Below are 25,945 nucleotides of genomic sequence, written 5' to 3'. Positions count from 1 at the left end.
CAGTTAGATTTTAAGTCCAACAATCACTAAATCACGTTCTATACCATCCAATTCAGCTACACCGGGTAGTAATCCCCACTGCTTAAAACCGAATTTTTCTAGCAAACCAAGGCTTGGATCATTATGTCCGAACACAAAACCAACTAGATTCTTAATGCCGAGACTAGGTGCTTTCTCAATGGCCTCTTTCAAAAGAATTCTACCGGCTCCACCACCACGGAACTTTTCACTCACGTATACACTAATTTCTGCTGTTGCATTATACGCTGGACGACCATAGAAGGATTGAAAGCTGAACCATGCCGCAATCTCATCTCCCTGCCTGAGTACCCATAAAGGACGATGGTGGCTGTTATGCTCATTGAACCATTTTTCTCTGTCTGCAACAGTAATAGGTTCCAGATCCGCAGTTACCATCCGTCCAGCAATCGTTGAGTTATAAATCTCCACAATAGCTGTTAAGTCTGTAGGTTTTGCATCTTCAATCCTGCTATTCTCCCAATTCATCCCTTGATTCCTCCAAATGTGTTAATTCACTCAGGCCGACCTGCTCCTGGCTCCATTGCCACAGCCGCTGCGCCTCTTGTTTATTCTGTGCTCTGGGAGTCAGCTCCTGATTCTTTCGTCGATAATAATATTGACCGGTTACCTCTTGCAAATCCGATTCTGTAGCCAAATAGATCGCTGTATCGGCTCCTTGTTCAGGAGTTAAAAAGAAGTATGACAGCAGCTTAAGGATCGACTTGCCAAAGCCTGTCTCCCGGTTAACACCTATATTAGTGCCCACTGCTCCTGGATGCACGCAATTCACCGTTACTCTTGTCCCTTGCAGGCGTGCTGCCAACTCTTTCGTGAACAGTATATTGGCTAACTTGGATCGAGCATAGGCTTTTGCGGGATTGAAACGGCGTGCGAGAGTTGGATCTTCATAGTGAAGTGCACCTATTTTGTAAGCACCGGAAGCAACCACAACGATACGGCCTTGCTCTGCTGCTTTTAAAGGCTCCAGTAACAGATTTGTTAGCAAAAAATGACCCAAATGGTTCACGCCAAGATCCATCTCAAAGCCGTCCTTCGTAAGCTGACGCTTAATCGTGACTACCCCAGCGTTATTGATGAGTATATCTAGAATCGGATATTTCCGGGTGAATTCCTCCGCAAAACTGCGAATGCTCTCCAGCGAGGCCAGATCACACAACATCAGCTCGATATCCTCGGAGTGGCTCTTTTGCTTGGCGGCAGCCAGTGCTTCCTCTCCACGCTGGCGATTACGGCATACCATAATTACTTTGGCTCCCTTGCGAGCCAGTTCAACTGTCGTCGCTAGCCCCATACCAGAATTTGCTCCAGTTACAAGTGCAATTTTACCTCTCATCCCAAGAATCACTCCTCTCTCAACAACCGTACCCCAATAAGCTTCCGCCTAACCTTACGAGAAGTATATTTAAGATTATGTTACACCAACTAGTAGGCTCAAGAAAAGCTTCTTGTCAGGTTTTAAAAGTATAGGTGATCAAATATGCATCCTTCTTTACGGAAAGCTTGCGAATAGGCATGTTATGATTAGCCAACGATAGATGTAGTCCGTCTCGTGCGTCTAGTCTATTTTTGATCTATAATAGGAATATTGCAGTTCTAATCGTGAAGTTGAAAGGGGAACACCAACTATGAATAATGCTCTGACAAGCCTAGAGCAGCAAATGGCGGGCGAAGGCCTTGATGCCCTGCTCGTAACAGATCCCAAACATGTCTACTATTTAACCGGATTCGCCAGCGATCCGCATGAACGTTTTCTCGGTCTGCTGTTGATACGCGGAGAAGAGCCAATGCTCATTCTACCCGCACTGGATGCAGAAGCGGCTCAAGCAGCTTCTTCGGTCACCAAAATCATAACTCATAATGATACCGATAATCCCTATAACCTGCTTAAAGATTGTTTCGGCAGCAGTAAGCTAGGTACTCTTGGTATAGAGAAGGAACATTTCTCAGTAGCCCGTTTTGAGCATCTAACCGCAGCCGTTCCAGCAGAACGTTTTAGTGATATAGGTCCATTGCTGCGCAGCATGCGCTCCAAAAAGACCCCAGATGAAGTTAAACGCATGAAACATGCCGCTGAGCTAGTTGAGGAAGCTTTGCGCCGCGTGCTTACCCATGTGAAAACAGGCGTTACAGAAAACGATTTAGTAGCGGAACTGGAATATCTAATGAAAAAGGTTGGCGCTTCCGGCCCTTCCTTCGACACTATGGTGCTTTCTGGTCCGAAAACTGCTCTGCCTCACGGTGTTCCAGGCAACCGGGTCATTCAGCCAGGCGACTTCCTTATGTTTGATATTGGGGTGTATGCTGATGGTTATGCTTCTGATATTACACGTACCTTTGCTATTGAATCCGTGGACGACAAGCTAATCACGATCTATAACACCGTGCTGGCTGCCAACGAAGCTGGGATCGCTGCTTCCAATCCTGGAGCTCCTTTCGGTTCTGTCGACAAAGCTGCGCGTGATGTGATTGAGGAAGCCGGATTCGGAGAATATTTCTTGCACCGTGTCGGACACGGACTCGGTATGGATGTTCATGAATATCCATCACTCCATGGACAGAACGATGACATTATCGAGATCGGCAATGTGTTCACCGTTGAGCCAGGGATTTATGTACCTGGACTAGCGGGCGTGCGTATCGAAGATGATCTGATTATTACAGCTGAAGGTGCGGAAACCTTAACAAGCTTCCCTAAGGAACTGACTATTCTTCATTTGTAGAAAAGAAAATATCAAGAGTATCCGAAAAATATTAGAATCAAAGATAGCCCATCCCTAATAAGTTGGAAAAGAATCACTTTCAACTTACTGTGATGGGCTTTCTCTTTTTCCCGCACCATACTCGACTTGTTCAGACCTTTTCAAATCCATAATCCCTTTCAACCTTGCAAATTCTTGTTTTATAAGTGAGTTTCAACATTTCATCTGCCATTTCCGCATATTGGTTATCTCCATCAGTTCGTTCAGATGTAAAAATCACTGCATATAAGGTGGTTTTGATGTTTTAGCAATCTCACTCATGACTTCGCCTCCGTTTTTTGGTTATTAATAGGCACATTTTTTGATTCCTCCATTAATTTATACTATATTAGCGCTTGAATAGAAACGAGCTGTTCAGTGAAAATAAAGTATCAGACTGGAGCTGTTGATTTAGCGTGTTTTTTGAATTGAAGAATCGCCAGCTTTTGAAAAATAAGTAGACTGCTGCTATTGTCATTGAACTAACGTTTCCCGTTTGTTCAAAAACTTTGTGTTAAAATACATTCCTAACAACTGCAGTTGTATTTCCCAAAATTCTCTCTCAGTTATAAGTTTTCTAATCCCCAATCGCTGTAGGTGTATTTTTTATTATGATAAACGTGTTTGAAATCTCTACAAAAATTCAGAAGTTTTCGGCTTCTTGTTTCAAAAGATCTATCACATGTCACTTATGGTAAGGTTCACCGTAACGGGGCTAGCGGCGAAAAAACTAAAAGGAGCTGCCGCGGCATGCTCCTTCGCTTAACGCTCTTAATGCTTCGATCGTCTTCTCAAGGTTTTTTGACGTGGTATGCAAATTTGCAAATGATCTTCACACAGGATAGCCTCCCTATCGTCAAGCTTGTTCCGCTGCCTTTAGCAATCGAAGCAACAGCTCCTTACGCGGTTCCTGCGCCTTTCGAGCCAATGCAGCCAGCTTCTCCGCCTTGCCTAAAATCGGGTACAGCACTCGTTCGGCCTCGTAATTCGGTAAAGCCTCGACATGCTGCACCAATAGCGATAGCTTGTCTTCACTTTCCAGTTCAGGCTGAATCCTCAGCTTCAGCGAATCATGAGAGCAACGCAGGCAAGCGACCAAGGCGGGCATCGAGCGTTCGGTTATGCCATGGGTCTCGGCGAAAACAGCTGTGAACTTGTCCTGCACCAGCTGATGCTCCTCGTCTACAAGGGCCATGTAGGTCTCTACCAACGGAAAATAGCGCTCGTCCGCGAGTCCCAGCCCGAATACGGCATAACTGCCCGGCATGACGCTTTTCTCACCTTCCGTATCCTCGTACCACACAAACTCTTCCATCGCCTCACGAGCGTATTCCTCCAATAACGGATACAACTCGGAATAGGCCAGTGCATTTGCGAAAAAACGATGCGTATCCGATTTGGCAAGTCCTTTAATGGGTAATGCCTCTCTCACGCTGGATTTTAGCTTGATTTTGTAGCTTTTTGGGAAACCCTTCCGGAGTAGGGAGAGAATGAACGAAATCGCCCGTTCGTACGCACCAGCCTCTTCTTTACGAATAACGACCGTAATGATGGAAAACACATCGTTAGCCTTGCATTCAGTCAACTCGTCACGCAGATGAACGTCTTCTCGCGCGAAGGTGTCGCTACCTTCCTTCAACATACGTTCGGCTTTGCCGCTGCCCAGCTGCCTCGCAAGCTCCAGAAAAGTCATGCCCTTGGCTTTACTGTAACTTGGCTCGTAACGAAGAATCATCACAGCGCCGTACAACAGCAGATCGATAGGCTGGTTCGGCTCATCCATATGCTTGAGAGCCTTATCCGGCTTGATTCCATTTTCATTGGTTCTGTATTCGGAAAGCGTAACATCATAGTGACGTGGCAGGAATACTTCCTCGGTCCAGTGGGTTAAAGCTCGAATGATATCGCTTCGATGCTCCCTCAGCGCTTGCGCCCGTTCTTTATTCAACGCCTGAATCCGGTCAAATATAGCAATCGTCCGTCCGACGTCCGGTTCGTTGAACAAATACGGGTCCAACAGATGGCGTGTCAAAAAGAAAGTTTCTAACGGCTTTGTCGGATAAGCGCCCTTCTCCAGTTTTTGCTCGATATAGGACTCAACCCGCTCCAGAAGCTGCCGCTTTTTCTCTTCATATATGATGTCAAACACCGTTAATCTCACGGGCCCGTCTGCCGTTGCGAATCTTCCCTTCAAGGTAAATCGGTAATCGATAAGGGCCGACGTATGCAACTTGTCCAGTTTCTCCCTTACGATGCTCGTCAACCGGGGCTGCACCTCATGCAAGACCTCCTCCTGCGTAAAAGGAGACGCCTTCATCGACTTGCGCCCTGAAGCATTCCTTCTAAAATCCGAACTGCCAACGCTAGTCCTACCCGGTCGATAATCCAGCACAATGTCGTTAAAAATGCCCACTTGCAGCGTGGTACGCCTGACAGCGCCCTCCACGTCCTTTCGTTTCTCTTGTTCCTCAAACCACTCATAAATTGCCGCTTTCATCTCTTCCAGTGCTTCTTCCTGTAGTGCGTTCATCGTCTCCCGCCTTTTCCACATGTTTCTTCGCTCATCGCATCCAAAATATCGTTTTTTTTCCCTTCGGAAAATTCACTATCCTTGCGATTTCCGAGCAGCCAGCAGTAACAATTCCAACCCTCCGACATTTTCAGCTCTACACCACTTGCAATCCATTTATCGGCTAGTTCTTGCGCAATATCCGTTACTGCCAAAGTTACTGCTACCACAAAATCCGATAGCATAGCTGCCTCAATCCACCGTTCAAAATCCGCCTCAGACATTACTTTAGGATCCGGGATCACTCCTGCAAAGTACATAGAGTCGTATTTCCATGTAGCTTAGAGCGGCCAAGGTTGCTCCTCATTAAATCACTTATTTATCACCTAGCTTTATCCCCACTATTCAACCTGTTATGTACATGAAAAGTTACCTTTGTCCCTGTACCTAACGTACTTGTGATATGGAGTCCTGTTCCAAAGTGTCGTTTTAATCGCAGATCAGTATTAATCAATCCGACGCCTGAACGACTATCTGCTTTCCTTTCTAATATTCCTTGCAATTGGACCTCGTCTATTCCGTCCCCATCGTCTTCAACGGTTATCTCTGCATGCGTCTCATAGACAGAAATCCGAATAAGAATCGTTCCTCCACGATTGCGCTTCATTATGCCATGTCTTATCGCATTTTCAACGAGAGGCTGGATCGTAAGAAATGGGACTTTTATGTCCCCACAGTCATCTGTCTCCCAAATAACCTGTAACCTTTCTTCAAACCGAACCTTTTCAATATATAGATAAGAACGTACTAGACTTAACTCCTCTTCTATCGGAACAAGCCTATCCATGTTTTGAAATTCAAATTTATTCCTCAGAAAATTGCTGAATTCATCGAGCAAAATACGCATCTTATCCAAATTAATATCACTTAAAGCTGTTACAGCATTCAACGCATTAAATATAAAATGAGGCTGGATTTGCGCTTGCAGCCATGCAGCTTCTAATCGCAGTTGTTCTCGAACCGATTGTTTAATCGTAGCTAACGCCTCAATCCGCGATTTTATTTCTATTGCTTCCACTGGCTTCGTCACATAATCGTTTGCCCCCGCTATAAAGCCGCTCTGAATATCTTTCGGTTGGCTTCTTGCGGTAAGGAGCAATACAGGGAGCTCCGTGAGTGTAAACCGCTCACGAATCATTCGTGTCAGCTCATAACCGGACATCTGTGGCATCATGATATCGGAGATGACCAGATCCCATTCCTTAGTGTCCAGTACAGCTAATGCCTCTTTACCACTCGTTACCATCGTTAAATCATATTCGTCTGGTGGTAGTATGGCTTCAAGTACTTGAAGGTTGACAGGATCATCATCAACAACTAATAGAATCGGACGTTCACGATTCATTTCTATTAAAGTTGTTTGATTCGTAGCTGGCGGAATCTTCACTTTTTCCATATACACTGAGGAGGCTATTTCTTGAATCGGCATGGATTGTAATGGTTCAAATGAGTTGGTCAAATCATTCTCTTCCTCCTCTTCCAAACCTGCTAGCCTTAATGAAAATGTGAATTTTGAGCCCTCTCCTAAAACAGAGGACACTACTAACGTACCTCCATGAAGCTCAACCAGTTGCTTGCTTATACTTAAACCCAACCCAAAGCCACCATCAATCATAGTCTCACTCGTGCTGGCTTGCTCGTACGGACGGAATAGGCGCTTAAGCATGTTCTCATCCATTCCGATCCCGGTATCAGCAATAACGATATAGGCTCGTCCATCTTTTACAAAAGCTTGAATCGAAATGACCCCATCATTCGTATATTTCACAGCATTATGAAGTAAATTGAAAACGATTTGAACAACCCGGTTCTCATCCGCATTTACTGGAGGAAAATCTTCAGGAATTTGATTTGCAATTTTTACAGACTTCACATCTGCATTTAATTGCAGCATATCAAGTACTCCGGTCACAATTGGCTGAATATATATGACTCTTTTGTGTATGCGCGGATTGCCTTCCCGTAAACTCATCACATCAATTAAATCGTCTAATATCAATGTCATTCGACGTCCTACAGATAAACCTGTTTCAAGCTCTTTGATACTCCTTTCCTGCAACAAATGCCGCTCCCGTTTTAAAACGGATTGTGACATATTAAGAATACTATGAAGCGGATTTTTAAATTCATGAGAAGTATTTGCTAGGAATTGATCTTTATGGTCATTCATCCTTTGCAATGTTGTCGCAAGCTCTTTCGTGTTCGCATGCATGATAAAATAATCTTTAAACCATACAGAGGCTAAACAAGCTATCGCAATAATCAAATCGAACGGATAATAGACAAGACTCAAACCGCTATCCAGCAAGATTAACGACCAAAGAGCATAGTTCATCAACGCAAGAAAAGAGAAAAGGAGTAAAAGATTGCTCTTTAAATCTTTAATTACTTTTTTAAACATCGTAATCAGCGTTATAACTGCAGCAGTACCACCTAATACATAATAAATAGGGAAGAGCATGATCACCTGAGTTGGATTTAAAAACAACGTGATGCCGGCAGTCCCTAGATTCATTATTTTATAGACAGGGTACATCCTACGCCAATATGGAAGCTCGCGATGATTCGTACACTGGAGCAAAGCATAGGCTGCAATAACGAAAGCAATATTAGTCAGCCTAAAATCCCAATCAATTCCAATGTAAAATAACTGATGGAACAACTTCTCATCCGTACTAAAGACACTCGTGATCGTTACACATAATGCAAGCAAACTAAAATAAAGCAGCTTCTTTTCCTTATTTCCTATTAAATACAAAATAAGTGCATAGACAGCGTGCATAATAAAAATAATTGCTGCTAAAAACTGCATAAAAATGGAAGCCTTCATCTCTCTGGCAATGGCTTCTTCTGAACCGAATTTTATGGATCGGACAATGCCCCCGCTTCGACTATCCACATAATTTGCCGCCTGAATCACGAGTTCGATTACACCGTTGTCATCTGCTGTAAAGGTTGTAGAATAAGGTAGATCCTTCGAAATATATTCATCCTTTGTTGTCGCCACCTGTCCGGATTTAGTAAGTAATCGACCGTTTACATATAATTCTGATGCAGTGCGTACACTGGGTACACGAATACTATAATTAAGATGCTTCGCCGGGTCTACATAAAGAAGCAAACGATAAGAGCCATACCCGTATGGAGATGGCTTGTCAGCATGCAAAACTTCACTCCATCCTCCCGGTACCTGAATGTGTCTTGGCGCATTATCGCCTAACAATTGTTGCCGACTACCATCTATCAACCATTGCGAGGGATAAAACTCCCATTCCCCATCAAGTAAGTGAATGCTGCCATCTTCTGCATTCCAATTGCGTAAATCGAATTGCCCATTATGAATTGACGCCTGTTTGGGATATTGAAACGCTTCCATCCATAAAATGCGAAAACCGGTTAAAATAACTAATATGAAAACTAGCAATAATATTATATAGCTCTTTTTCATTTGATATTTGGATGAGTGAGTTTCCACGAAGTATTTCTCCCCTAGTCATTTTCTTCTAAGACATTTAAATAAGCACTCTCCATAATTTACCACAGTTAATATAGGAGAAACAGACGATAAAGACATCTTGATGTCTATTATATAGAAATACCGACTTGGAATTTCGCGAGTTTGTTGTTCACAAGAAAACTATAGCATGTTCTTTTCAACTAAACTGCCAGTTAGTTGAACAAATAAAAAAAACGGCTGCCTAAGCAACCGCTATTCCACTAACGTACCCCGTGAGCTCAATGATCTGAAGAAATTGTTTCACTCAAGCTACTCCTCAGAAATCTCTACGTACTATCTTAACCCAATTTGACGCTGAAATTAGGCATTAACCTTGCCTAGGGCGAATATCTTAACGGGGAAATACATTAAAAAAAATGAGGCGATACACTTGGGATACTTCGTTACTGTGGAACCGGGCGTAAAAGTATTTATAGAGGACATCAATCCGAAGGGAAATAAAACGATACTTTTTATTCATGGCTGGCCGCTAAACCATAACCAGTTCGAATATCAATTCAATTTCCTTCCTAAGCTCGGATATCGTTGTATCGGAATGGACTGGAGAGGATATGGCAATTCGGATAAACCATTCGATGGTTACGGTTTCGATAGATTAGCAGATGATCTTCGTATGGTCATCGAAGCGTTACAACTAAAAAACATAACACTGGCAGGACACTCTACCGGAGGAGCGATCTCAATTCGTTATATGGCTCGTTATAAAGGGTACGGGGTATCTAAACTCGTCCTGATCGACGCTGCGTCTCCATCAAGCGTTCCAAAAGAATTTACGAATAAAATCATCGAAGAGACAAACAATGACCGTCCGAAAATGCTGCAAAACCAAACGGAGATTTTTTTCTTTCAGTACATTTCTGAAGCGAAATCCGAATGGTTCTTTCTAATGGGTTTACAAGCTGCGAATTGGTCGACCTCCGCCATTATGGTCACGCTAAGAGACGAGAATGTTTACAACGATCTTGGACAAATCGATGTGCCCACATTAATTATTCATGGAATTCATGATAAAGTCGTTCCGTTTACCCAAGCTAAGGAAACAAATAAACTGATTAAAAATTCGCAATTAGTTCCATTCCAATACAGCGGCCATTGCCCTTTTTTGGAGGAGCGTGATAGATTCAACCAACTATTATCTTCTTTTGCATAACGCCTCGGATTAGCCGCACCATCGCTCCCAATAATATAGTCCGATAATGCCCGATGATTGAGCAAACCTGCCCGTTAGCTTAATAAAGCAGCGTCAATCTAATACCTAGCTTTCAGTTCATTAATTCATCTTTTGGATACAACTGCTCTGCTGACATCTTCACGCCTGCATTCCCCACATCCCGCGAATCGACTCTGCCTCTTTGACCATCCTGCCGACTAGTTCCGAGACCGTAGGGATATCATGGATCATCCCTGTCACTTGGCCTGCCCAGCCGATGCCCTCTTCTTTGATGTCATCATAAATCCAGAGTTTGTTGGCAGCGCCACTGATGTATTCTTTTAAGGCCTCATAGGTCGGTGTTACACGCTCAATCTCGAGAATTTTATCTATGAAGTCACTACGCAACACTCGCGCGGGCGCTCCGATAGAGCGTTTGATTACGACTGTATCTGACTCGGAGCTTTCTACCAGGGCTTTTTTATAAGAAGCAGCCGCATGAACACATTCAACCGTAGCAACGAATCGTGTGCCCATTTCAATTCCCTCAGCCCCCAGTGCATGGGCCGCCATCCATCCACGGCCATCCCCGATCCCGCCTGAAGCAATCACAGGAATATCAACCGCATCAACTACTTGAGGAACGAGCACCATAGTCCCTACATCATCACGTCCCAAGTGGCCTCCTCCCTCCTGCCCAACAACAATAACCGCAGAAGCGCCTAATTGTTCAGCTTTTTGGGCTTGTCTGCGTGAAGAGACGAGCACGAGCGTTTTAATATCAGTCTGCTGTAGCATTTCCAGTATAGGGGCCGGATTCCCACCGGTGAGACTCACCACGGGAACCTTCTCGTCGATGGCGACCTGCACCCGATCTTCATAACCAATACCATGCACACCGATGGCAAAATTAACGCCAAAAGGCTTGTCCGTCAAAGTACGTACCCGTTCTATTTCTGAACGTAAAGCCTCTGCGCTCGGAAGACTCATCGCTGTGACCTGACCCATTCCACCAGCATTCGAAACGGCAGCTGCGAGGTCTGCATAACCTAAATAAGCAAGCCCACCTTGAATAATAGGATACTCTATGTGTAATAACTCCGTAATACGGGTGTTCCATTTCATCTTCATCTACACCTTTCCTATCTTTAACCACAGCAGAATCACAGCAAATAAAAGAGCAATTCCCCCTGCCAGATAATCCATTTTCTGAAATTGCAAAACCCTATAAGAAGTTCTTCCTTTACCATTTCCATAAGCACGCGCATCAATCGCATAGCTCAGCTGTTCAGCACGTTGAATCGTCGTGAAGAGCAAAGGAATAATGATCGAGACATAAGCAAATATCCGTTTAGGCAGTGATAATGCTGTAAGGTCATAACCTCTAGCCTTTTGTGCGAGCAGAATACGATCCAGCTCCTCCTTGATGGTAGGAATAAACCGGATAGCAATCACTATCATTAAGGAGAATTGTTCTACGGGTACCCCCATTTTGGATAGAGGTGCAAGTAGCTTTTCAAGACCATATGCTAAGTCTAGCGGTTTAGTCGTTAACGTTAATACTGAGGCTAATAAGATGAGCAATATAATACGCCAAACAAAACGTAATCCTGTTCGCAGTCCCTCTTCAGTTACCTCAATAAAGGACCACGACCAGAGGATCGTTCCTTTGGTGAACACAGCATTATACAGAAGGGTAAACAGCAAAACAAATAATAACGGCCGCAGCCCCCGCCAGAAGAAATGAATAGGAACCTTCGACAGCAGCAAAATTCCGAATACAAAAACAGTTGCAACTGCATAGCTAAGCCATGTTCCAAGCATCAGAAAGCTAAGCATGAGAATCACGATACTAACAAGCTTTATACGAGGATCTAAACGATGGAAAATCGAATGCGTCTCCACATATTGACCCACTATTACGGAATCAGCCATGTTGACGCCCCCTCGAATGCCAAATTGGCTGAACAGCATCGAAGATATCCTGCTCTTTACAGCTAGCAACCTCTATTTTTTGGCCAGATAGTTCCTCTACTAGCTTCAAAAGCTGTACGGGTTCAGGCATGGACAAGCCCAGCTCCACCAATAATTCTTCCTTTTCCATAAATAGTGTTCTGGGGTCAAAATGTCCTTCTAGCTGACCTTTATGGAAAACCAAAACCTCATCCGAGTACTCAGCAACATCCTCCATCTGATGCGAAACGAAGAGAATGGTGCGCTGATTTTGTTGCTGCCAAGTCTTCAGTAGCTTCAGCAAAGATACTTGGCTAGCTGGATCTAGCCCCGCTGTCGGTTCATCCAAAATTAGCAGCTTCGGATTCGTCATCAGCACGGAGGCAATGGCCACACGGCGCTTTTCTCCACCGCTTAATTGGAATGGATTTAAGGGGAGAATGCCCTCTGACAGACCCACTTGCGGTAAAATCCTTTCAATCGCCTCCGTGATTTGCTGGCGTGAAGCACCCTGCAGATTCAGAGCAAAAGAAAGCTCCTTTTGCACCGTAGTTTCGAATAGCTGATGCTCCGGATATTGAAAAACAAAGCCCAGCTCCGGGACCACCTTTAATTGTCCTTTGGCATCTCTGGGAGCAGGCTGCTGATCAATCCAATACTCTCCTTTTACGGTGGGAATCAAGCCCTTCAGCACTTTGACAAAGGTAGACTTTCCTGCACCCGTTGGACCGATAATCGAAATCCATTTGCCCGCAGTTATGGTGCAGTTTATATCGTGCAAAGCCATATGATCAGCATAGTTTACACTTAAATTATCTAATTGGTAGACCATTGTGATCGAATTATCCCCTTCCAATCGGCTGTTGGCGGCGCTGCTGAATGGAGCAATGCATGTACACGCACGGCAAAAGGCAGTTGTAATTGATAGTCCGCAACAGGCATCGTTTCAAAAAAAGCCAGTGGAGCACCATCATACTCAAGTCGCCCTTGATGCAGGAGTAATAAACGTTCTGCTGAAAGCACTTCCTCCATATGGTGAGTGATCTGAATAATGGTCAGCCCTTGACGATGCAGCTCTTGCATAATGGCAAGCACCTGCTGCCTTCCCTGAGGATCAAGCATAGAGGTGGCTTCGTCAAAAATAATGACTTGCGGGCGCATCGCCAATATAGCCGCAATAGCGACACGTTGCTTCTGACCTCCAGAGAGCTGATGTGGCATAGCGTCCAGGTAATCCTCCATATGAACAGCCTGCAAGGCATGCTCCAATCGACTGCGCATTTCCTCCCTTGGCACACGAACGTTCTCCAAACCAAAAAGCACCTCATCCATAACGGTTGTGGTGATAAATTGATCCTCTGGATTCTGAAAAACAAAGCCAATTTGCTGATGAATATCTGCAAGATCAGCTGGCTTTGTGGTGTCTAGGCCCTTAAACTGTACAGCCCCTTTTCGCGGTAGAAGCAGTCCGTCCATGAGCTTTGCAATGGTGGATTTGCCAGAGCCATTCGCGCCAACAATCGCCACAAACTCTCCTGCTTCTATCGTAAAGCTGATATCCTCTAGGACAGGCTGACCCTTTTTATAATAAAAATGAACTTGATCGAAGGTAAGCATTTATTCACTCCCCTTTTGACGATGCCAAGCAGCGAAAAATGCCCCAATGCTGTTCTCGGAAAATGCAGGTGCAGGCTTCTCCCATTTCGTCACTTTTGATCCATTCACAGCAAAGATTTCACCGGTTAAATCCGCGTCAGACTCACTCAATAATGCAGTCACAAAGGAAGCAATATCCTCCGGGCCACCTATTCGCCAAAAGTCTGGGAACGGTTCATTACGACTGGCATGTTTCGCTTTCAAATGATCAATGACAGGTCTGGTCATATCTGTTAAAGCGGCTGGCGAAATCGCATTGACTCTAATTTGATCACGTTTAAGCTCCGCTGCTAGTGTCCACGTCATTCCAAGTATTCCAGCTTTGGCTGCACTATAATTCACCTGACCCACAGAACCTGTTAGTCCAGCCGTAGAGGTCATCAACAGGATATCGCCACCTGTCTGGCGCATATATGGAAGTACGCGTTGAATGCTATAGTAGGTGCCATTTAGATGTACATCCAACACAGCCTTCCACTCTTCATCCGTCATCCGTAGACATTTCTGATCCTGCAAATTCCCAGCGTTAGCTATCAATACCTCAATACGGTCATACCGTGTAATAACCTCATCCACCATTGCAGTGACCGCAACTGGATCTGCTACATTAGCAGAGTATCCTGATGCCTCACCACCCGCCTGACGAATCTCGTGGACAACCTCATCGATTAAGACTTGTTTTGTACCATTTACAACCACTACATAACCGGACTTGCCGAGCTGCACGGCAATACTACGCCCGATCCCTCTGGTTGCTCCAGTAATTAAGGCTACTTTGTTCATCACTACACCTCTTTCACTGAAAAAGCTCCCGAAGCAATAACATCGCCTGCTTCTGTTGTAAGGGTCACTTTAACCAGGCAGTCATCCTCCGAAAAATCAAAAATCACGACATTATCGACCTCTATAGGCTTATGAAATTTCATATCATATTGAGTGATCCACTGTGCCTGATGCTCCTCGATATATAAGGATTGGGCTAATCCCATTAGATACATCCCATGCGCAATGGGCCGCTTAAATCCAGCCTCAGTTGCAGCATCCTCATCTAGATGAATAGCGGCCAGATCTTGGGAAGCTGCTGCATATTGCCGGATAGCCTCAGCCGTTATGCATTTTCTCATCATGATCATCACCTACCCGAATTAACACCGTTTCTGCGGTGACTATAAGCTCGCCTTCACATTTACAAACCAGCGTATGTGTGTAAAAGGTCAGCTTGCCCTGCCGGCCATCTTTTTGCACCTTGCTCGTTAATGCTAATTCACAATCTAACGTCATCCCTGCCGTAATCGGAGCTTGATATGAGAATTTCTGAGTGCCGTGAAGCAAGGGCTCTCCCCTGCTAAGCCAAGGAATATCGAAGACCTGCCAAAAAATAATAGGCATCGTAGAAGGAGCAATCAGATTGCCATTAGTCGTCTGCACGGGTGCCTCAATACTCTGTGCGTAATCCGATATCCACTCTGCAGTCATAAGAATCTGAAGTCGGACACTGTTCATTCCGTAACCTCCACAAGCGTTGCCAGCCCCAACCCGCCGCCAATGCCCAAAGTGGCAAGTCCCCTTTGATAAGGCGTATGCTGCATTTCAGCACATAAGCGAGTCATTAAAATCGCTCCGGACGCCCCATATGGATGACCGATAGCTAATGCGCCTCCTCCAAGATTGACCTTTTCCTGTGGGATCTGAAGCTCATTCAGTGAGGCTAGAACTTGCGAAGCAAAGGCTTCATTAAACTCTACGATATCTAAATCTGCTATGGTCAGCTGTTGACGATGTAACACCTTTTGAACAGCTGGAACTGGGCCCATACCTAAATAATTCGGATCTACACCTGCTGCTTGCGCATCTACGACACGCAGGATAGGTTTAAGCTTGAGTTGCCGACATTTCTCACGGGACATCATTAATAGAAGCGCCCCACCATCATTAATAGGACAGGCATTTCCAGCGGTGACAGTACCCTTTTCTTCAAAGATTGAAGGTAGCTTTCGCAGCTTGTCCAGGCTCGTATTAGCCCTTGGACATTCGTCGGTGTTCACCCACTCCCCCTCAACCAGAAGAGGTACAATCTCCTGCTGAAACCTACCACTTTGCTGAGCATGAACGGCCTTCTGATGGCTTTTCAAGGCATATTGATCCTGCTCTTCTCGCGAAATCCCATACTTCCGCGCTACATTTTCCGCAGCAATTCCCATATCCGGATCACCGTAAGCGCTAGGTGTAAAATGAGCACGGGTATATAGCTGCGGAACCCCCATCAAGGTTTGGGGCTTAGCCATTTTCCAAGGGGCACGACTCGTGCTCTCAACACCGCCCGCTAAATAAATCTCACCAGCGCCGCTTTGAATAAGCCGTGCTGCTATATTAATGGCCTCTAGCCCAGAACCGCACTGCCGATCCACAGTAACGCCCGGAACCGAAACAGGCAGTCCCGCTTCAAGCGCAGCTACCCGGGCAATATTTCCACCCGGACCGACCACATTTCCAATAATCACATCATCGATCATATCGACGGGCAGGTTCGTCTCTGCCACAATATGCTGAATAAGCGGCGCCAGTAATGCTTCCGGCTCAAATGTACTTAATAAGCCGCCCATCCTGCCAATCGGTGTACGTTTTGCCATAACAATTACTGCTTCTATCATACCATCGCTCTTTTCACATAGTCTTTCATCGCTTGCCGGGCAATTTTGCCACTGCTTGTATAGATAAACTCATCAACTGTCAGCAGTTGCTTCGGCGCTTTGTAACTTGCTAAATACTGGCGACAATAATTCTTTATTTCGTCTATAGATAAATGCTTTGCACCATTCCATTTCACGAGGACTGCCAGCTGTTCTCCCCAATAATCGTCAGGGACGCCAAGCACCATTACTTCTTGTATTTCCGGAAGATGCTCCAGTACTCGCTCTATTTCCTCTGGATAAACGTTCAGCCCACCGGAGATGATTCTATTTTTCAAGCGACCCGCCAGATATAAATAACCAGCTTCATCCTGATAAACATAATCCTCCAACACAAGCCATCCCTCTCGAAAAGCTGCTGCGGTCTCCTTCGGCAATTGATGGTAGCCTAGAAATATCATATCACTTCGCACATATAACTGCCCAATCTCCCCCGTAGGGACTTCACGGAACTCTTCATCACGAATGGAAATTTGCACTCCGGGATAGGGCTTGCCTACAGAGTTCGGATTATGCTCTTCCAGAACATCCAAATAACTAATATAACTCGCTTCTGAGGAACCATAGGATTCATAGAGACGCGTTCCAGCGAACACTTCTATGCCCTTTTTTTTGGACAACTCCGACCACTTTGCACCTGAGCTAATAATCGCATCAATCTGCGTCTGCCCAGGAACAGCCTGCTGCATCATGGATTCAAGCATTGTCGGTACAACAAACAACACCACACCCGGAATCTGCTTGCACAGCTCTAACACCTGTGTGGCGCTAAATTTTTGCGTAATATGAAAGTTTGCTCCACCATACAGACTCTGCATTACAGCGAACAAGGACAGCGAATGCACAAACGGACCCGGTGCTAAAACATCCTTCATAGAGTCTAATTCAAAGGCAGCACTCGATACCTCAAAGCTCTTTAACCACGATAAATGGGTACGCATATATCCTTTGGGTAGCCCCGTTGTGCCTGAAGTAAAACCGATAAATAATAACTCGTTCGTCTCTTCCAATTCAGCTTCTGGCTTCTGAGCTTTCAACCACTGATCATAGGAACCTGTTCGTTCATTTGAAAAAGTCAGCGTTGGGATGGCTAGGTCCTTGAAGACCAAATTCTTTACAGCTTCCGGCTCGGCAAAAATCATTGTCGGCTGGCACTGCTCTATAATAACCTGCAGTTCATTTGCACTCCACTTGGGATCTAAAGGAATGGGAACACAGCCTGCATAAATAGCCCCCAAGAAAACCTCGACAAATTCAATGCGATTCGTAGATAAAATAGCGATTTTGTCATGCCTAAGGCCCTTTTGCTGTAGACCATTGGCAATTCTCCGCATCGCTTGCACTAATGTTGCATAGGTATGAGTTGCTTGGTCATGGGTTAAGGCAATGCTGTCGGGCTGTTCTGCTGCATGACGCAGTATAGGAACTACTAGATTCATCCTTCACCACACCTATTCGTAATTTCTGTGACTACCGATTATGTACTCTCTCTTCGCTCGGGATACAATTAGAATGGCTACGATAGCTTATTTTAGCTTTATATTAATTTTATGTACATATTTATATGGAACGATTAAGCCCTCTTACGACTAAAAAAATCAAACAGCGCGCATCGATTATGATCGGTACGCGCTGGCTGTATTGTTGTTTATTCCTTCTTATGAGCGGATGATGGTATTCCATCTTCAGCAAAAGTAAAAGTTCGGGCGATATATAAGATAGGTGTGCTTACTGCGGTTAGTAAGAATTTCGCTAGATACGTTGTAAGCAAAATTTCAAACCACACACTCCAGTTATACAACCCAGCAAATGCAATGGTACAGAAGATTAGTGTATCCACAAAGGAGCTAACCATCGTACTGCCGTTGGAACGAATCCACAACTGACTTGAGGTGCTGTAATATTTGCGAATCCAGGAGTACAACCGAACGTCTAGGAACTGACTAATGAAGTAAGCAGTTAGACTACCCAACGCTAGTCGAGGCATCAGACCAAAGATCGTCTCCAAAGAAGACTGAGCAATATCGGTCTCTTGCGGCTTAAATACTAGTACCATTTGCATAATGACTGTCGTCATAAGCAAGGTGAAGAAGCCAAACCAAACCGCTTTACGTGCTTCTGCTCTTCCATACTTCTCATTAAGCAAATCGCTGGTCATATACAAAGTGACATACATCGTATTTCCGAGTGTCATCACGATATCAAATGGCATAGCAATCGTCTTAGCTACCTGAATGTTTGCAATTACAGTAGCGATACCTACCCAGGCATACATTCCACTTTTGCCGAACAGGCGGTAACAGAGTAGAAAAAAAGCAAAATTGACAATAACAAATAAAACTCCCCACATCAAATTAAACATATTGCTTAAACTCCTCCTAGTTTTGTTTACGCGGGATGGTTACGAACCGCGGCTTACATTAAGTTTTGGAACAAAACATTAATACTCTATCACACTGTCGTCAAACAATCCATAAAAATAAACAATTTATGAAATGGGTATTTATACCCATTTTTATTAACTAAAAATAAAAGTGTCAGTAATAATTCATCTTTTTCAGAAAAATATGCTATATAAACTAAAACTTTCACTATTCATCCAGAGGTTAATTCTATAGAATAGTATCAAACACTTCATTCCCGATCCATTTAGTTGATATATTACATAACTATGGAATATATTGCAGGTTGCCAGTCACTAGCAGTCGGTAGGGATATAAAGAAATGGGGCTTCGCTGCCCATAAAAAGGGGGAGAACAATATGTTTCGTTTCAAGCAGTCGATCAGTCGCAGATTTACGCGTTTATTATTTGTAGTTCTATTACTCACGTCTCTTTTGTTAAGTACCAGCTTCTACTTTATATCAACCAGTATTTTCAACAGCTATGTCATGCCACAAATCAATCAAATTCTAACTGCAGCTGCTCAGGACGTATATAAGAATATAAATACAATGCATGCTCAGCAAGCACTAAAGAAGAACGAACAAGCAGCCACCAATCTTGAATTCTATTTTCAGGATAAGAGAAAGCAGCATGGGGTTGAGACTATTTTTCTACTCAATCTAAAAGGTAAGGAAGCTGAGGTTCTGTCCGTAGATCATGATGCAAAATTAAAGCCGGAGGAAATTGTTAAGGTATCCTCTGCAATGCAGCAAGCTCTTAAAGGAAAGAGTGGACTAAGCGATACATACAAGGACTCGCATGGTGTACATAAGTCAGCTTATATCGGAATTCCCGGAAGTACGATGGTTATCGGAATCAGCAGTGATGTAAGCTTTATTCAAGAAAAAACAGACAGTATTCTGTGGACCAGCGCGGGGATCACTCTGCTAACGCTGATTATAGGCTCAACTGGTGCCTGGTTTATGAGCATGCGGATCACTCGTCCTATCTCAAAGCTTGCAGCTTACAGTGCCCGTCTTGCAGAGGGAGATTTCACAGAGGAATTAACGGTTAAAGGCAGTGATGAGGTAGCTCAACTGTCCAGAAGCTTCCAAGCGATGACCCTGCGCCTAAAAGAAATGATTGGACATGTACTCGTCACCTCAAATACTGTGGTCACCGATTCCAATTCTTTAAGAGAACGTGTTGAGGTCCTAAATGAAATGGCAGACCACTCTAGTACATCTGTTGTAGAAATTGGTAAAGGTAGTACGACCATCGCGAGCAGCGCTCTAGATAATTCAAAAGCTATGGAAGAAATCAATTTCGGCATTCAGCATATTGCTTCAGCAGCCACCGAAGTCACTGAGCAGATCAGTGAAGCTTCCGCTGAAGCGATTGGCGGTAATGAGATTGCCCAAAGTGCCGTTCTGCAAATGCGCCATGTTGAACGTGCCTCCCTGCAGTCGCTGGAGCAATTACAAGTTATGAATGAACGTTCAGTAATGATCGGAGAAGTCGTTCATAGTATTACTGAAATTACGAAGCAAATCCAAATGCTGTCGCTCAATGCTTCGATCGAAGCAGCACGTGCAGGAGAACATGGACGCGGCTTTGCCGTGGTTGCCGGAGAAGTACGCAAGCTTTCCGAACAATCCCGTAATGCGAATGAGCAGATTCGTGATTTCCTACTCGGACTTCAGGAAGATATGAATCGCTCCGTTACTGAGATGAACCATGTGAATTCTGAGGTAGCCTCCGGGGTAGGCAAGGTGGCAGAAGCGGGCGATGCCTTCAATCACCTTCTGATTCTGATCCAAAGCATCAATCAGAATATTCAATCCGTATCTGCGGCGACGCAGCAAATCTCAGCAAGTACAGAAGAAGTTAGTGCTTCCGTTGAGGAAACCGCACAAATCACTTCAAGATCCCAAGAAAGTGCGGACACACTATCCGAGAACTCCGAGCGCCAACGTATAGAGCTTGAAGGACATGCAGTAACCGTGCAGCATCTATATGAGCAGGCTAAGAAGCTTCAGGAAGCTGTGCAACAATTTAAGATCTAAAGCTTAGGCTTAAATAAAAACAACCCGTTCACACGAAAGTGTTGAACGGGTTGTTTTGTTAGTGTCTCGGCGCCCAAAGAATGACCGAAACGCCGATCACACAAATAACAGCACCAACCCAGTCATATACATCGGGTGTTTTCTTGTCTACTAGCCAGCCCCATAACACAGCGAGCACGATAAACACCCCGCCGTAGGCTGCGTACACTCTTCCGAAGGACGGAAACTTCTGCAACGTAGGGATGATGCCATAGCTTATCAGAATCAAAGAACCTACCAAACCGTACCAGAGAGGTCTTGATTCTCTTAGCCATAACCATACTAAGTATCCGCCTCCGATCTCAGCAAGGCCGGCAATTACAAATAGTAGAATGGCAGCAACCATGTCATCCCTCTTTCCTATTAAACTCTAAAAATATCAAATGATTCGCAAAATATGATACAACGTCATCACGGTTAGCAAGTATGTGTACAAGCAAGCATCCGGGCCACCAAACAACTGGACCCACAAGCATCAGCAGTGGATATAAACAGATTGAGCCAGCTGGCTACTATGCGTCACCCGCAGGAGCCACTCACATGAAATTGTGCTGGAGCAGCACTAGTACTAGTAGGAGCACAGCCTCTAGCAGCTCATTCAGCGCGCCATACACATCGCCGGTGAGCCCGCCGAGCCGGCTGCTAATCCGCCGCGCAGCAACGGTGCCGCTGGCCAAGGCCGCAGCTGGCAGCAGTAACGCTGCCGCCAGCTGCAGCGGCCACGCGGCTATGCCCGCGCCGAGCGCCAGAGGCGCACCGGCTGCGGCAAGCGAGAGCAGCGCGGCTATCGCCAGCGCGCGCCGCTCATGCGAGGGAGCGAGGCCGGCGAAGCTCGCGGCCAGCCCCTCGTTCCCGCGGGCAATGGGATAACGCACCATTGCCCGCACCATATACCAGCGGCTCCAGATCGCTGGCAGCAAGAGCAGTGGCAGCTCGTAATAGGCGTAGCCTTCGATTAATGCTGCCACTAAAGAGGCCTTTAACAGCAAGAGCAGCACGCAGGCGAGCACACCCATCGCACCCACACGGCTGTCCTTCATAATCTCCAGGATCCGTTCCCTCGGTCGGTAGCTTAGCAGACCATCCGCAGTGTCCATCCAGCCATCGAGGTGCAGACCTCCGGTGAGTCCTACCCATAGAATGAGGGTAATGACAGCGGCTGGCCAAGCTGGTAAAATCAATCCCGTCAAAGCTGCCCCAGCAGCTACGCAAAGTCCGATAGCTGCACCCACCACAGGATAGAACAGCACACTTCGGCGCAGCAGCTCAGGAGAAAATCCAGGGTCACTCTTTACAGGAAACCGGGACAAAAACTGAAAGGCAGCCGCGGCAGCATCCCTGCGCTCCCTCATAAACGATACTCCCTGCTCTTGAGTTCAATTGGAATGCCCGCAGTCACTAAAAAAACCTGCTCGCATTGCCGAGCAAGCAGCGAGTTCATACGTCCTGCCAGATCACGGTACAATCGGCCAAACGCATACTCCGGAACAATACCGTCTCCAACCTCATTAGTGACCAAAATGAGGTTTCCTTGAAATGTGCGTACACTGTCTTCAAGTCTTGTAATCTCGCTCTCAATCAACTCTTGCCTATCCGTAAATCCTTCCATGGCTAGCAGTACATTCGATAACCACAACGTTAGACAATCTACGAGAACCGCCTTTTCACCAGATAAACGCTTAAGAAGATCTGGCAAATCATAAGGCTCCTCTAACGTCTCCCAAGCATATCCGCTTTGCGAGCGCTGTTGCTGATGCAGTGCAATCCGTTCATTCATTTCATCATCAAACGCTTGTCCGGTTGCAACATAGAAGGCCTGATCTGCCAGTGACGACATCAGTTTTTCTGCAAAACCACTTTTCCCGCTACGCGCCCCTCCCGTTACAAGAATACTCATTGTTTCCCAGCTCCAGAGATGCCTGCACTTTCAAAGGTGGCCATTTCGCTCAAAATGCGGCATATCGCCTCAATTAAATGAAGGGACAATACGCCTCCAGTTCCTTCACCCAAACGAAGACCCAGGTTAAACAACGGTTCAAGTCCAAGCCGCTCCAGCATCAGCTTATGTCCTTGTTCTCCTGATAGATGGGAGCCTATCATATAAGCAATAGATTCTGGCGCAAGCGCCTTCGCTACAAGAGCTGCCGCGCCCGAAATAAAACCATCCAAAATGACAGGTACCCTGGCAGCAGCTGCGCCAAGAATCAGACCCGTCAAACCGGCGATTTCCAGTCCCCCTACTTTGGACAATACATCCAGCGGATCTGCCCGATTCGGCTGATTCACCTTTAAAGCGCGTTCCACAACTGCAATCTTATGTAGTAAACGTTCATCATCAATTCCCGTTCCTCTTCCAACGGCTACTTCAGGTGGTATTCCTTTTAGAGCACACAGAATAGCTGCGCTAGCCGTCGTATTCCCTATGCCCATTTCACCTGTAATAAAAATCTCTGTCCCGTTCTCAATCGCTTCTTGTGCGATTCTTATACCTACAAGCACAGCATTCATCGCTTCTTCACGACTCATCGCAGGTCCCACGGCTATATTATCCGTTCCTCGGCGCACTTTACAATCAATCAGATCCTCATGACTAAGGTCGCCGTTAACACCGATATCTACGAACTTTACCTCAGCCCCAGCTTGACGTGCCAGTACATTCACAGCCGCTCCTCCGCTGAGAAAATTATAGGCCATCTGCATTGTGACTTCCTGTGGAAACGCGCTAACTCCCTCGCAGCATACACCGTGATCGGCAGCCATAACAACTACCGTTCGTTTGGTGAAACTAGGCTGCTCCGTACCCGAAATTCCGGCGAGCTTAACGGCCAGCGTCTCCAATTGTCCCAGGCTGCCCGGTGGTTTAGTTAGAATGTTCAAGCGGTGCTCCGCCTTTAGGAAAGACTGTTCATCCGCTGGTGTGATTCGTTTAATTACTTCTTGAATAGATGAAATCATATTTTAACCTCCAATTAAAGATATCCGTATAACCTATTCTATCTTATCTACACATAAAAGCCCCCATCTATGATAGATGGGGACCACTAGAATTACAACTTCACTTTCATAAATCCTTCGATTCTCTCCAGCGCTTCCGTCAATTTTTGTAGGGATGCTGCATAAGAGCAGCGAATATACCCTTCTCCACCCGCTCCAAACACATGCCCCGGAACCGCAGCAACACCAACCTCCTTGAGCAGCTGCAAAGCGAAAACTTCTGACTTCATTCCGGTATTAGCGATGGAAGGAAAGACATAAAATGCACCCTCCGGCTCGTGGCACGGTAAACCAATAGATCGAAATCCACTAACCAGCAGCTTTCTTCGCTCATCAAAGCATCGTTTCATGTGATCCTTATGCTCCATACCGTTCCGCAGTGATTCAATGGCAGCGATTTGACCTAGTATTGGAGCACACATCGCAGTGTACTGATGGATTTTGAGCATCGCAGCAATTAATTCCTGATCACCACAAGCATAGCCTACTCTCCAGCCAGTCATCGCAAAGGCTTTGGAGAAGCCACTAATGACAATCGTTCGTTCCAACATCCCAGGAAGAGAGGCAATACTTACATGCTGACTATCATAGGTTAGCTCGGCATAGATTTCATCTGAAATGACAAGTAAGTTATTCTCTTTTACAATCTGTGCAATGGGTAGCCAATCCTCGTAAGTCATTACTGCTCCTGTAGGATTAGTCGGAAAATTCACCATAAGAATCTTGGAACGCGGGGTAATCACCTGCCGCAACGCTTCAGGAGTAAGTTTAAAACCCTGCTCGGCTGAAGATTCAACCTCTACCGTAATCCCACCGTTCAAATGAGTAATCGGCGAATACGCAATATAGCTCGGAGAAGGGACGATAATCTCATCCCCGGGTGTAATAAAGGCCCGCAGAGCCAAATCCACGGCTTCACTGCTTCCCACTGTAACCATAATCTCGTTAGTTGGCTCATAGCGGAGATTGAAGCTTGTGTGCAGATAAGAGGCGATCTCTTCTCTAAGCTCCAGCAAGCCGGAATTTGGTGTATACATCGTCTCCCCATTATTCAAAGCACGAATACAGGCAGCTCTTACATGCTCCGGTGTAACGAAATCAGGCTCGCCTACACCAAGCGATATAATATCCTGATTCCCTGTACTTAGGTCAAAAAAAGCCCGAATCCCCGAGGGAGCAATCTCCCGTACACGCGGAGTAATCCATTCATTATGCATGACTGAGCACCTCTTCTTTCGGACTCTTTTCTGTTAGGGAAAGGGAAATGATCTCGTCCAGCAGTCCGCTGAAGCTGTAACCTGCCGCTTGCGCGCTTTTTGGTAAAAGACTCGCCTTCGTCATGCCCGGTAATGTGTTCACCTCCAGCACATATGGAATACCATCCTTAATGAGCATATCCACCCTTGCGTACACGCTGCATTTTAGTGCTTTGTAGCAAGTTAAGGCTGCATCACGTACTCGCTCATACACCTCAGCTGGTAGATCAATGACTCGTTCGTCTGCCCCGCCATCTTCGTATTTCGCACTGTAATCGAACCACTCCGCATGCGCCGAGGTGATTCCCAAAACGGGCAGCATCTCTCCATTTAGAATAGAGCAAGTGATTTCCTGGCCTTGAATGTAGCTCTCGATCAGAATCGACTGATCACAGGCAAAAGCCTTCTGTACTGCGCTCAACAGCTCCTCGCTACTGCTCACCTTTTCCATACCGATACTCGAACCGCCTGCACATGGCTTCACCATAACAGGATATCCAATCCGCTCTACGGCTTCTTGAGAATAATCCTTCATACTATCCCAGCACAGCCAATCCGCCGTATTGACGCCTGAGCAGCGCATAAGCTTTTTGGAAAGATCTTTATCCATACAAATGCTGCTAGACAAAACGCCACTACCCGTATAAGGAATCCCCATTGTCTCCAGCGTCCCCTGAACCGTACCGTCCTCTCCGTAAGCTCCGTGGAGCGCAAGCAGCGCGATATCGATTCCTTTTGCCTGCTCAATAAGCTCTTCACGCTTGGTAATCACTATTGGAGCAACCTCATATTTATTGGGATCTAGATTCTTCAAAATCTCTCTACCGCTATTCATGGATACCTCATACTCTGAGGACACCCCGCCCATAATTACGCCTACCTTCATCTTCA

General features: G+C 45.6%; 23 protein-coding genes, 1 pseudogene and 1 riboswitch. Of the genes and pseudogenes, 3 read left to right on the top strand and 21 right to left on the bottom strand.

The window, feature by feature from the left end:
- Positions 1-3 precede the first annotated feature (3 nt).
- Both MHI27_RS06370 and MHI27_RS06365 read right to left on the bottom strand, forming a co-directional pair.
- Positions 4-507, bottom strand: coding sequence for a GNAT family N-acetyltransferase (locus MHI27_RS06370; protein ID WP_076284114.1), 504 nt, complete (start codon positions 505-507; stop codon positions 4-6).
- Complete coding sequence (locus tag MHI27_RS06365) at positions 491-1,375, bottom strand: SDR family oxidoreductase (RefSeq protein ID WP_283910637.1); 885 nt, start codon at positions 1,373-1,375, stop codon at positions 491-493. The genes MHI27_RS06370 and MHI27_RS06365 overlap by 17 nt, the downstream gene beginning before the upstream one ends.
- A 292-nt stretch (positions 1,376-1,667) precedes the next feature.
- On the opposite strand from MHI27_RS06365, the gene MHI27_RS06360 reads away from it, so the two are divergent.
- Positions 1,668-2,762: a Xaa-Pro peptidase family protein gene (locus tag MHI27_RS06360; RefSeq protein ID WP_076284112.1), complete on the top strand. Its 1,095-nt coding sequence runs from the start codon at positions 1,668-1,670 to the stop codon at positions 2,760-2,762.
- Between the two features lie 874 nt (positions 2,763-3,636).
- Here the strand turns inward: MHI27_RS06360 and MHI27_RS06355 are convergent.
- The 3 genes and pseudogenes from MHI27_RS06355 to MHI27_RS06345 form a co-directional block, all read right to left on the bottom strand.
- On the bottom strand, positions 3,637-5,310 hold the full coding sequence (locus MHI27_RS06355) for a DUF6138 family protein (protein ID WP_405175853.1): 1,674 nt from the start codon (positions 5,308-5,310) through the stop codon (positions 3,637-3,639).
- Between the two features lie 26 nt (positions 5,311-5,336).
- Positions 5,337-5,630, bottom strand: a pseudogene (locus MHI27_RS06350) (DNA alkylation repair protein); the annotation flags it as partial.
- A 41-nt stretch (positions 5,631-5,671) separates the two neighbouring features.
- Positions 5,672-8,797 (bottom strand): ATP-binding protein, encoded by a 3,126-nt coding sequence (locus MHI27_RS06345; RefSeq protein ID WP_405176697.1) that lies wholly within the window; start codon positions 8,795-8,797, stop codon positions 5,672-5,674.
- A 439-nt stretch (positions 8,798-9,236) separates the two neighbouring features.
- Between MHI27_RS06345 and MHI27_RS06340 the strand changes: the two genes are divergently transcribed.
- A complete protein-coding gene (locus MHI27_RS06340; protein ID WP_405175852.1) occupies positions 9,237-10,016 on the top strand; it encodes an alpha/beta fold hydrolase in 780 nt (259 codons plus the stop codon).
- A gap of 159 nt (positions 10,017-10,175) precedes the next feature.
- Here the strand turns inward: MHI27_RS06340 and MHI27_RS06335 are convergent, their stop codons facing one another.
- From MHI27_RS06335 to MHI27_RS06290, 10 genes are all read right to left on the bottom strand, one after another.
- Complete coding sequence (locus MHI27_RS06335) at positions 10,176-11,141, bottom strand: NAD(P)H-dependent flavin oxidoreductase (RefSeq protein ID WP_405176696.1); 966 nt, start codon at positions 11,139-11,141, stop codon at positions 10,176-10,178.
- Positions 11,142-11,147: 6 nt separating this feature from the next.
- Positions 11,148-11,951: an energy-coupling factor transporter transmembrane component T family protein gene (locus tag MHI27_RS06330; protein WP_405175851.1), complete on the bottom strand. Its 804-nt coding sequence runs from the start codon at positions 11,949-11,951 to the stop codon at positions 11,148-11,150.
- Positions 11,944-12,801: an ATP-binding cassette domain-containing protein gene (locus MHI27_RS06325; RefSeq protein WP_076284109.1), complete on the bottom strand. Its 858-nt coding sequence runs from the start codon at positions 12,799-12,801 to the stop codon at positions 11,944-11,946. The genes MHI27_RS06330 and MHI27_RS06325 overlap by 8 nt, the downstream gene beginning before the upstream one ends.
- Complete coding sequence (locus tag MHI27_RS06320; protein WP_405175850.1) at positions 12,786-13,586, bottom strand: energy-coupling factor transporter ATPase; 801 nt, start codon at positions 13,584-13,586, stop codon at positions 12,786-12,788. The genes MHI27_RS06325 and MHI27_RS06320 overlap by 16 nt, the downstream gene beginning before the upstream one ends.
- Positions 13,587-14,408, bottom strand: a complete 822-nt coding sequence (locus tag MHI27_RS06315) for an SDR family NAD(P)-dependent oxidoreductase (RefSeq protein WP_405175849.1) — start codon at positions 14,406-14,408, stop codon at positions 13,587-13,589. It lies immediately after the preceding gene.
- 2 nt (positions 14,409-14,410) lie between these two features.
- Positions 14,411-14,752, bottom strand: a complete 342-nt coding sequence (locus MHI27_RS06310; protein WP_076284106.1) for a MaoC family dehydratase — start codon at positions 14,750-14,752, stop codon at positions 14,411-14,413.
- On the bottom strand, positions 14,727-15,128 hold the full coding sequence (locus MHI27_RS06305) for a MaoC family dehydratase N-terminal domain-containing protein (RefSeq protein ID WP_405175848.1): 402 nt from the start codon (positions 15,126-15,128) through the stop codon (positions 14,727-14,729). Before MHI27_RS06305 ends, MHI27_RS06310 begins: the two co-directional genes overlap by 26 nt.
- Positions 15,125-16,276, bottom strand: coding sequence for a thiolase family protein (locus MHI27_RS06300; protein ID WP_339245715.1), 1,152 nt, complete (start codon positions 16,274-16,276; stop codon positions 15,125-15,127). Before MHI27_RS06300 ends, MHI27_RS06305 begins: the two co-directional genes overlap by 4 nt.
- Positions 16,273-17,754: an AMP-binding protein gene (locus tag MHI27_RS06295; RefSeq protein ID WP_405175847.1), complete on the bottom strand. Its 1,482-nt coding sequence runs from the start codon at positions 17,752-17,754 to the stop codon at positions 16,273-16,275. The genes MHI27_RS06300 and MHI27_RS06295 overlap by 4 nt, the downstream gene beginning before the upstream one ends.
- Positions 17,755-17,963: 209 nt before the next feature.
- Entirely contained in the window at positions 17,964-18,677 is a 714-nt protein-coding gene (locus MHI27_RS06290) for a queuosine precursor transporter (protein ID WP_042185630.1), read from the bottom strand.
- A 10-nt stretch (positions 18,678-18,687) separates the two neighbouring features.
- A riboswitch (PreQ1 riboswitch) is annotated at positions 18,688-18,733 on the bottom strand.
- 343 nt (positions 18,734-19,076) lie between these two features.
- On the opposite strand from MHI27_RS06290, the gene MHI27_RS06285 reads away from it, so the two are divergent.
- Positions 19,077-20,765, top strand: a complete 1,689-nt coding sequence (locus MHI27_RS06285; protein WP_042185629.1) for a methyl-accepting chemotaxis protein — start codon at positions 19,077-19,079, stop codon at positions 20,763-20,765.
- Between the two features lie 58 nt (positions 20,766-20,823).
- Here the strand turns inward: MHI27_RS06285 and MHI27_RS06280 are convergent, their stop codons facing one another.
- From MHI27_RS06280 to MHI27_RS06255, 6 genes are all read right to left on the bottom strand, one after another.
- Positions 20,824-21,150, bottom strand: a complete 327-nt coding sequence (locus MHI27_RS06280) for a YnfA family protein (protein WP_042185628.1) — start codon at positions 21,148-21,150, stop codon at positions 20,824-20,826.
- 190 nt (positions 21,151-21,340) lie between these two features.
- Positions 21,341-22,156, bottom strand: a complete 816-nt coding sequence (cobS, locus tag MHI27_RS06275; protein ID WP_341061356.1) for an adenosylcobinamide-GDP ribazoletransferase — start codon at positions 22,154-22,156, stop codon at positions 21,341-21,343.
- The gene (gene cobU, locus MHI27_RS06270) at positions 22,153-22,701 is read right to left on the bottom strand and encodes a bifunctional adenosylcobinamide kinase/adenosylcobinamide-phosphate guanylyltransferase (RefSeq protein ID WP_405175846.1); all 549 of its coding nucleotides are present in this window, start codon (positions 22,699-22,701) and stop codon (positions 22,153-22,155) included. The genes cobS and cobU overlap by 4 nt, the downstream gene beginning before the upstream one ends.
- Positions 22,698-23,759, bottom strand: a complete 1,062-nt coding sequence (cobT, locus tag MHI27_RS06265) for a nicotinate-nucleotide--dimethylbenzimidazole phosphoribosyltransferase (protein ID WP_405175845.1) — start codon at positions 23,757-23,759, stop codon at positions 22,698-22,700. The genes cobU and cobT overlap by 4 nt, the downstream gene beginning before the upstream one ends.
- Positions 23,760-23,851: 92 nt before the next feature.
- Positions 23,852-25,015, bottom strand: a complete 1,164-nt coding sequence (locus MHI27_RS06260; protein ID WP_042185624.1) for an aminotransferase class I/II-fold pyridoxal phosphate-dependent enzyme — start codon at positions 25,013-25,015, stop codon at positions 23,852-23,854.
- A complete protein-coding gene (locus MHI27_RS06255) occupies positions 25,008-25,940 on the bottom strand; it encodes a D-alanine--D-alanine ligase (protein ID WP_076284158.1) in 933 nt (310 codons plus the stop codon). Before MHI27_RS06255 ends, MHI27_RS06260 begins: the two co-directional genes overlap by 8 nt.
- Positions 25,941-25,945: the final 5 nt, after the last annotated feature.

This window comes from Paenibacillus sp. FSL H8-0261 (genome assembly GCF_045040645.1).
In the GTDB taxonomy this organism is placed as follows: domain Bacteria; phylum Bacillota; class Bacilli; order Paenibacillales; family Paenibacillaceae; genus Paenibacillus_AQ.
This window is presented reverse-complemented; position numbering and strand designations above follow the sequence as displayed.

Excerpts from the sequence above, each read along its gene's own strand:
- MHI27_RS06370 (WP_076284114.1), bottom strand. The coding sequence starts at position 507 with ATGAATTGGGAGAATAGCAGGATTGAAGATGCAAAACCTACAGACTTA.
- MHI27_RS06365 (WP_283910637.1), bottom strand. The coding sequence starts at position 1,375 with ATGAGAGGTAAAATTGCACTTGTAACTGGAGCAAATTCTGGTATGGGG.
- MHI27_RS06360 (WP_076284112.1), top strand. The coding sequence starts at position 1,668 with ATGAATAATGCTCTGACAAGCCTAGAGCAGCAAATGGCGGGCGAAGGC.
- MHI27_RS06355 (WP_405175853.1), bottom strand. The coding sequence starts at position 5,310 with ATGAACGCACTACAGGAAGAAGCACTGGAAGAGATGAAAGCGGCAATT.
- MHI27_RS06345 (WP_405176697.1), bottom strand. The coding sequence starts at position 8,797 with ATGAAAAAGAGCTATATAATATTATTGCTAGTTTTCATATTAGTTATT.
- MHI27_RS06335 (WP_405176696.1), bottom strand. The coding sequence starts at position 11,141 with ATGAAATGGAACACCCGTATTACGGAGTTATTACACATAGAGTATCCT.
- MHI27_RS06330 (WP_405175851.1), bottom strand. The coding sequence starts at position 11,951 with ATGGCTGATTCCGTAATAGTGGGTCAATATGTGGAGACGCATTCGATT.
- MHI27_RS06325 (WP_076284109.1), bottom strand. The coding sequence starts at position 12,801 with ATGGTCTACCAATTAGATAATTTAAGTGTAAACTATGCTGATCATATG.
- MHI27_RS06320 (WP_405175850.1), bottom strand. The coding sequence starts at position 13,586 with ATGCTTACCTTCGATCAAGTTCATTTTTATTATAAAAAGGGTCAGCCT.
- MHI27_RS06315 (WP_405175849.1), bottom strand. The coding sequence starts at position 14,408 with ATGAACAAAGTAGCCTTAATTACTGGAGCAACCAGAGGGATCGGGCGT.
- MHI27_RS06310 (WP_076284106.1), bottom strand. The coding sequence starts at position 14,752 with ATGATGAGAAAATGCATAACGGCTGAGGCTATCCGGCAATATGCAGCA.
- MHI27_RS06305 (WP_405175848.1), bottom strand. The coding sequence starts at position 15,128 with ATGAACAGTGTCCGACTTCAGATTCTTATGACTGCAGAGTGGATATCG.
- MHI27_RS06300 (WP_339245715.1), bottom strand. The coding sequence starts at position 16,276 with ATGATAGAAGCAGTAATTGTTATGGCAAAACGTACACCGATTGGCAGG.
- MHI27_RS06295 (WP_405175847.1), bottom strand. The coding sequence starts at position 17,754 with ATGAATCTAGTAGTTCCTATACTGCGTCATGCAGCAGAACAGCCCGAC.
- MHI27_RS06290 (WP_042185630.1), bottom strand. The coding sequence starts at position 18,677 with ATGTTTAATTTGATGTGGGGAGTTTTATTTGTTATTGTCAATTTTGCT.
- MHI27_RS06285 (WP_042185629.1), top strand. The coding sequence starts at position 19,077 with ATGTTTCGTTTCAAGCAGTCGATCAGTCGCAGATTTACGCGTTTATTA.
- MHI27_RS06280 (WP_042185628.1), bottom strand. The coding sequence starts at position 21,150 with ATGGTTGCTGCCATTCTACTATTTGTAATTGCCGGCCTTGCTGAGATC.
- cobS (WP_341061356.1), bottom strand. The coding sequence starts at position 22,156 with ATGAGGGAGCGCAGGGATGCTGCCGCGGCTGCCTTTCAGTTTTTGTCC.
- cobU (WP_405175846.1), bottom strand. The coding sequence starts at position 22,701 with ATGAGTATTCTTGTAACGGGAGGGGCGCGTAGCGGGAAAAGTGGTTTT.
- cobT (WP_405175845.1), bottom strand. The coding sequence starts at position 23,759 with ATGATTTCATCTATTCAAGAAGTAATTAAACGAATCACACCAGCGGAT.
- MHI27_RS06260 (WP_042185624.1), bottom strand. The coding sequence starts at position 25,015 with ATGCATAATGAATGGATTACTCCGCGTGTACGGGAGATTGCTCCCTCG.
- MHI27_RS06255 (WP_076284158.1), bottom strand. The coding sequence starts at position 25,940 with ATGAAGGTAGGCGTAATTATGGGCGGGGTGTCCTCAGAGTATGAGGTA.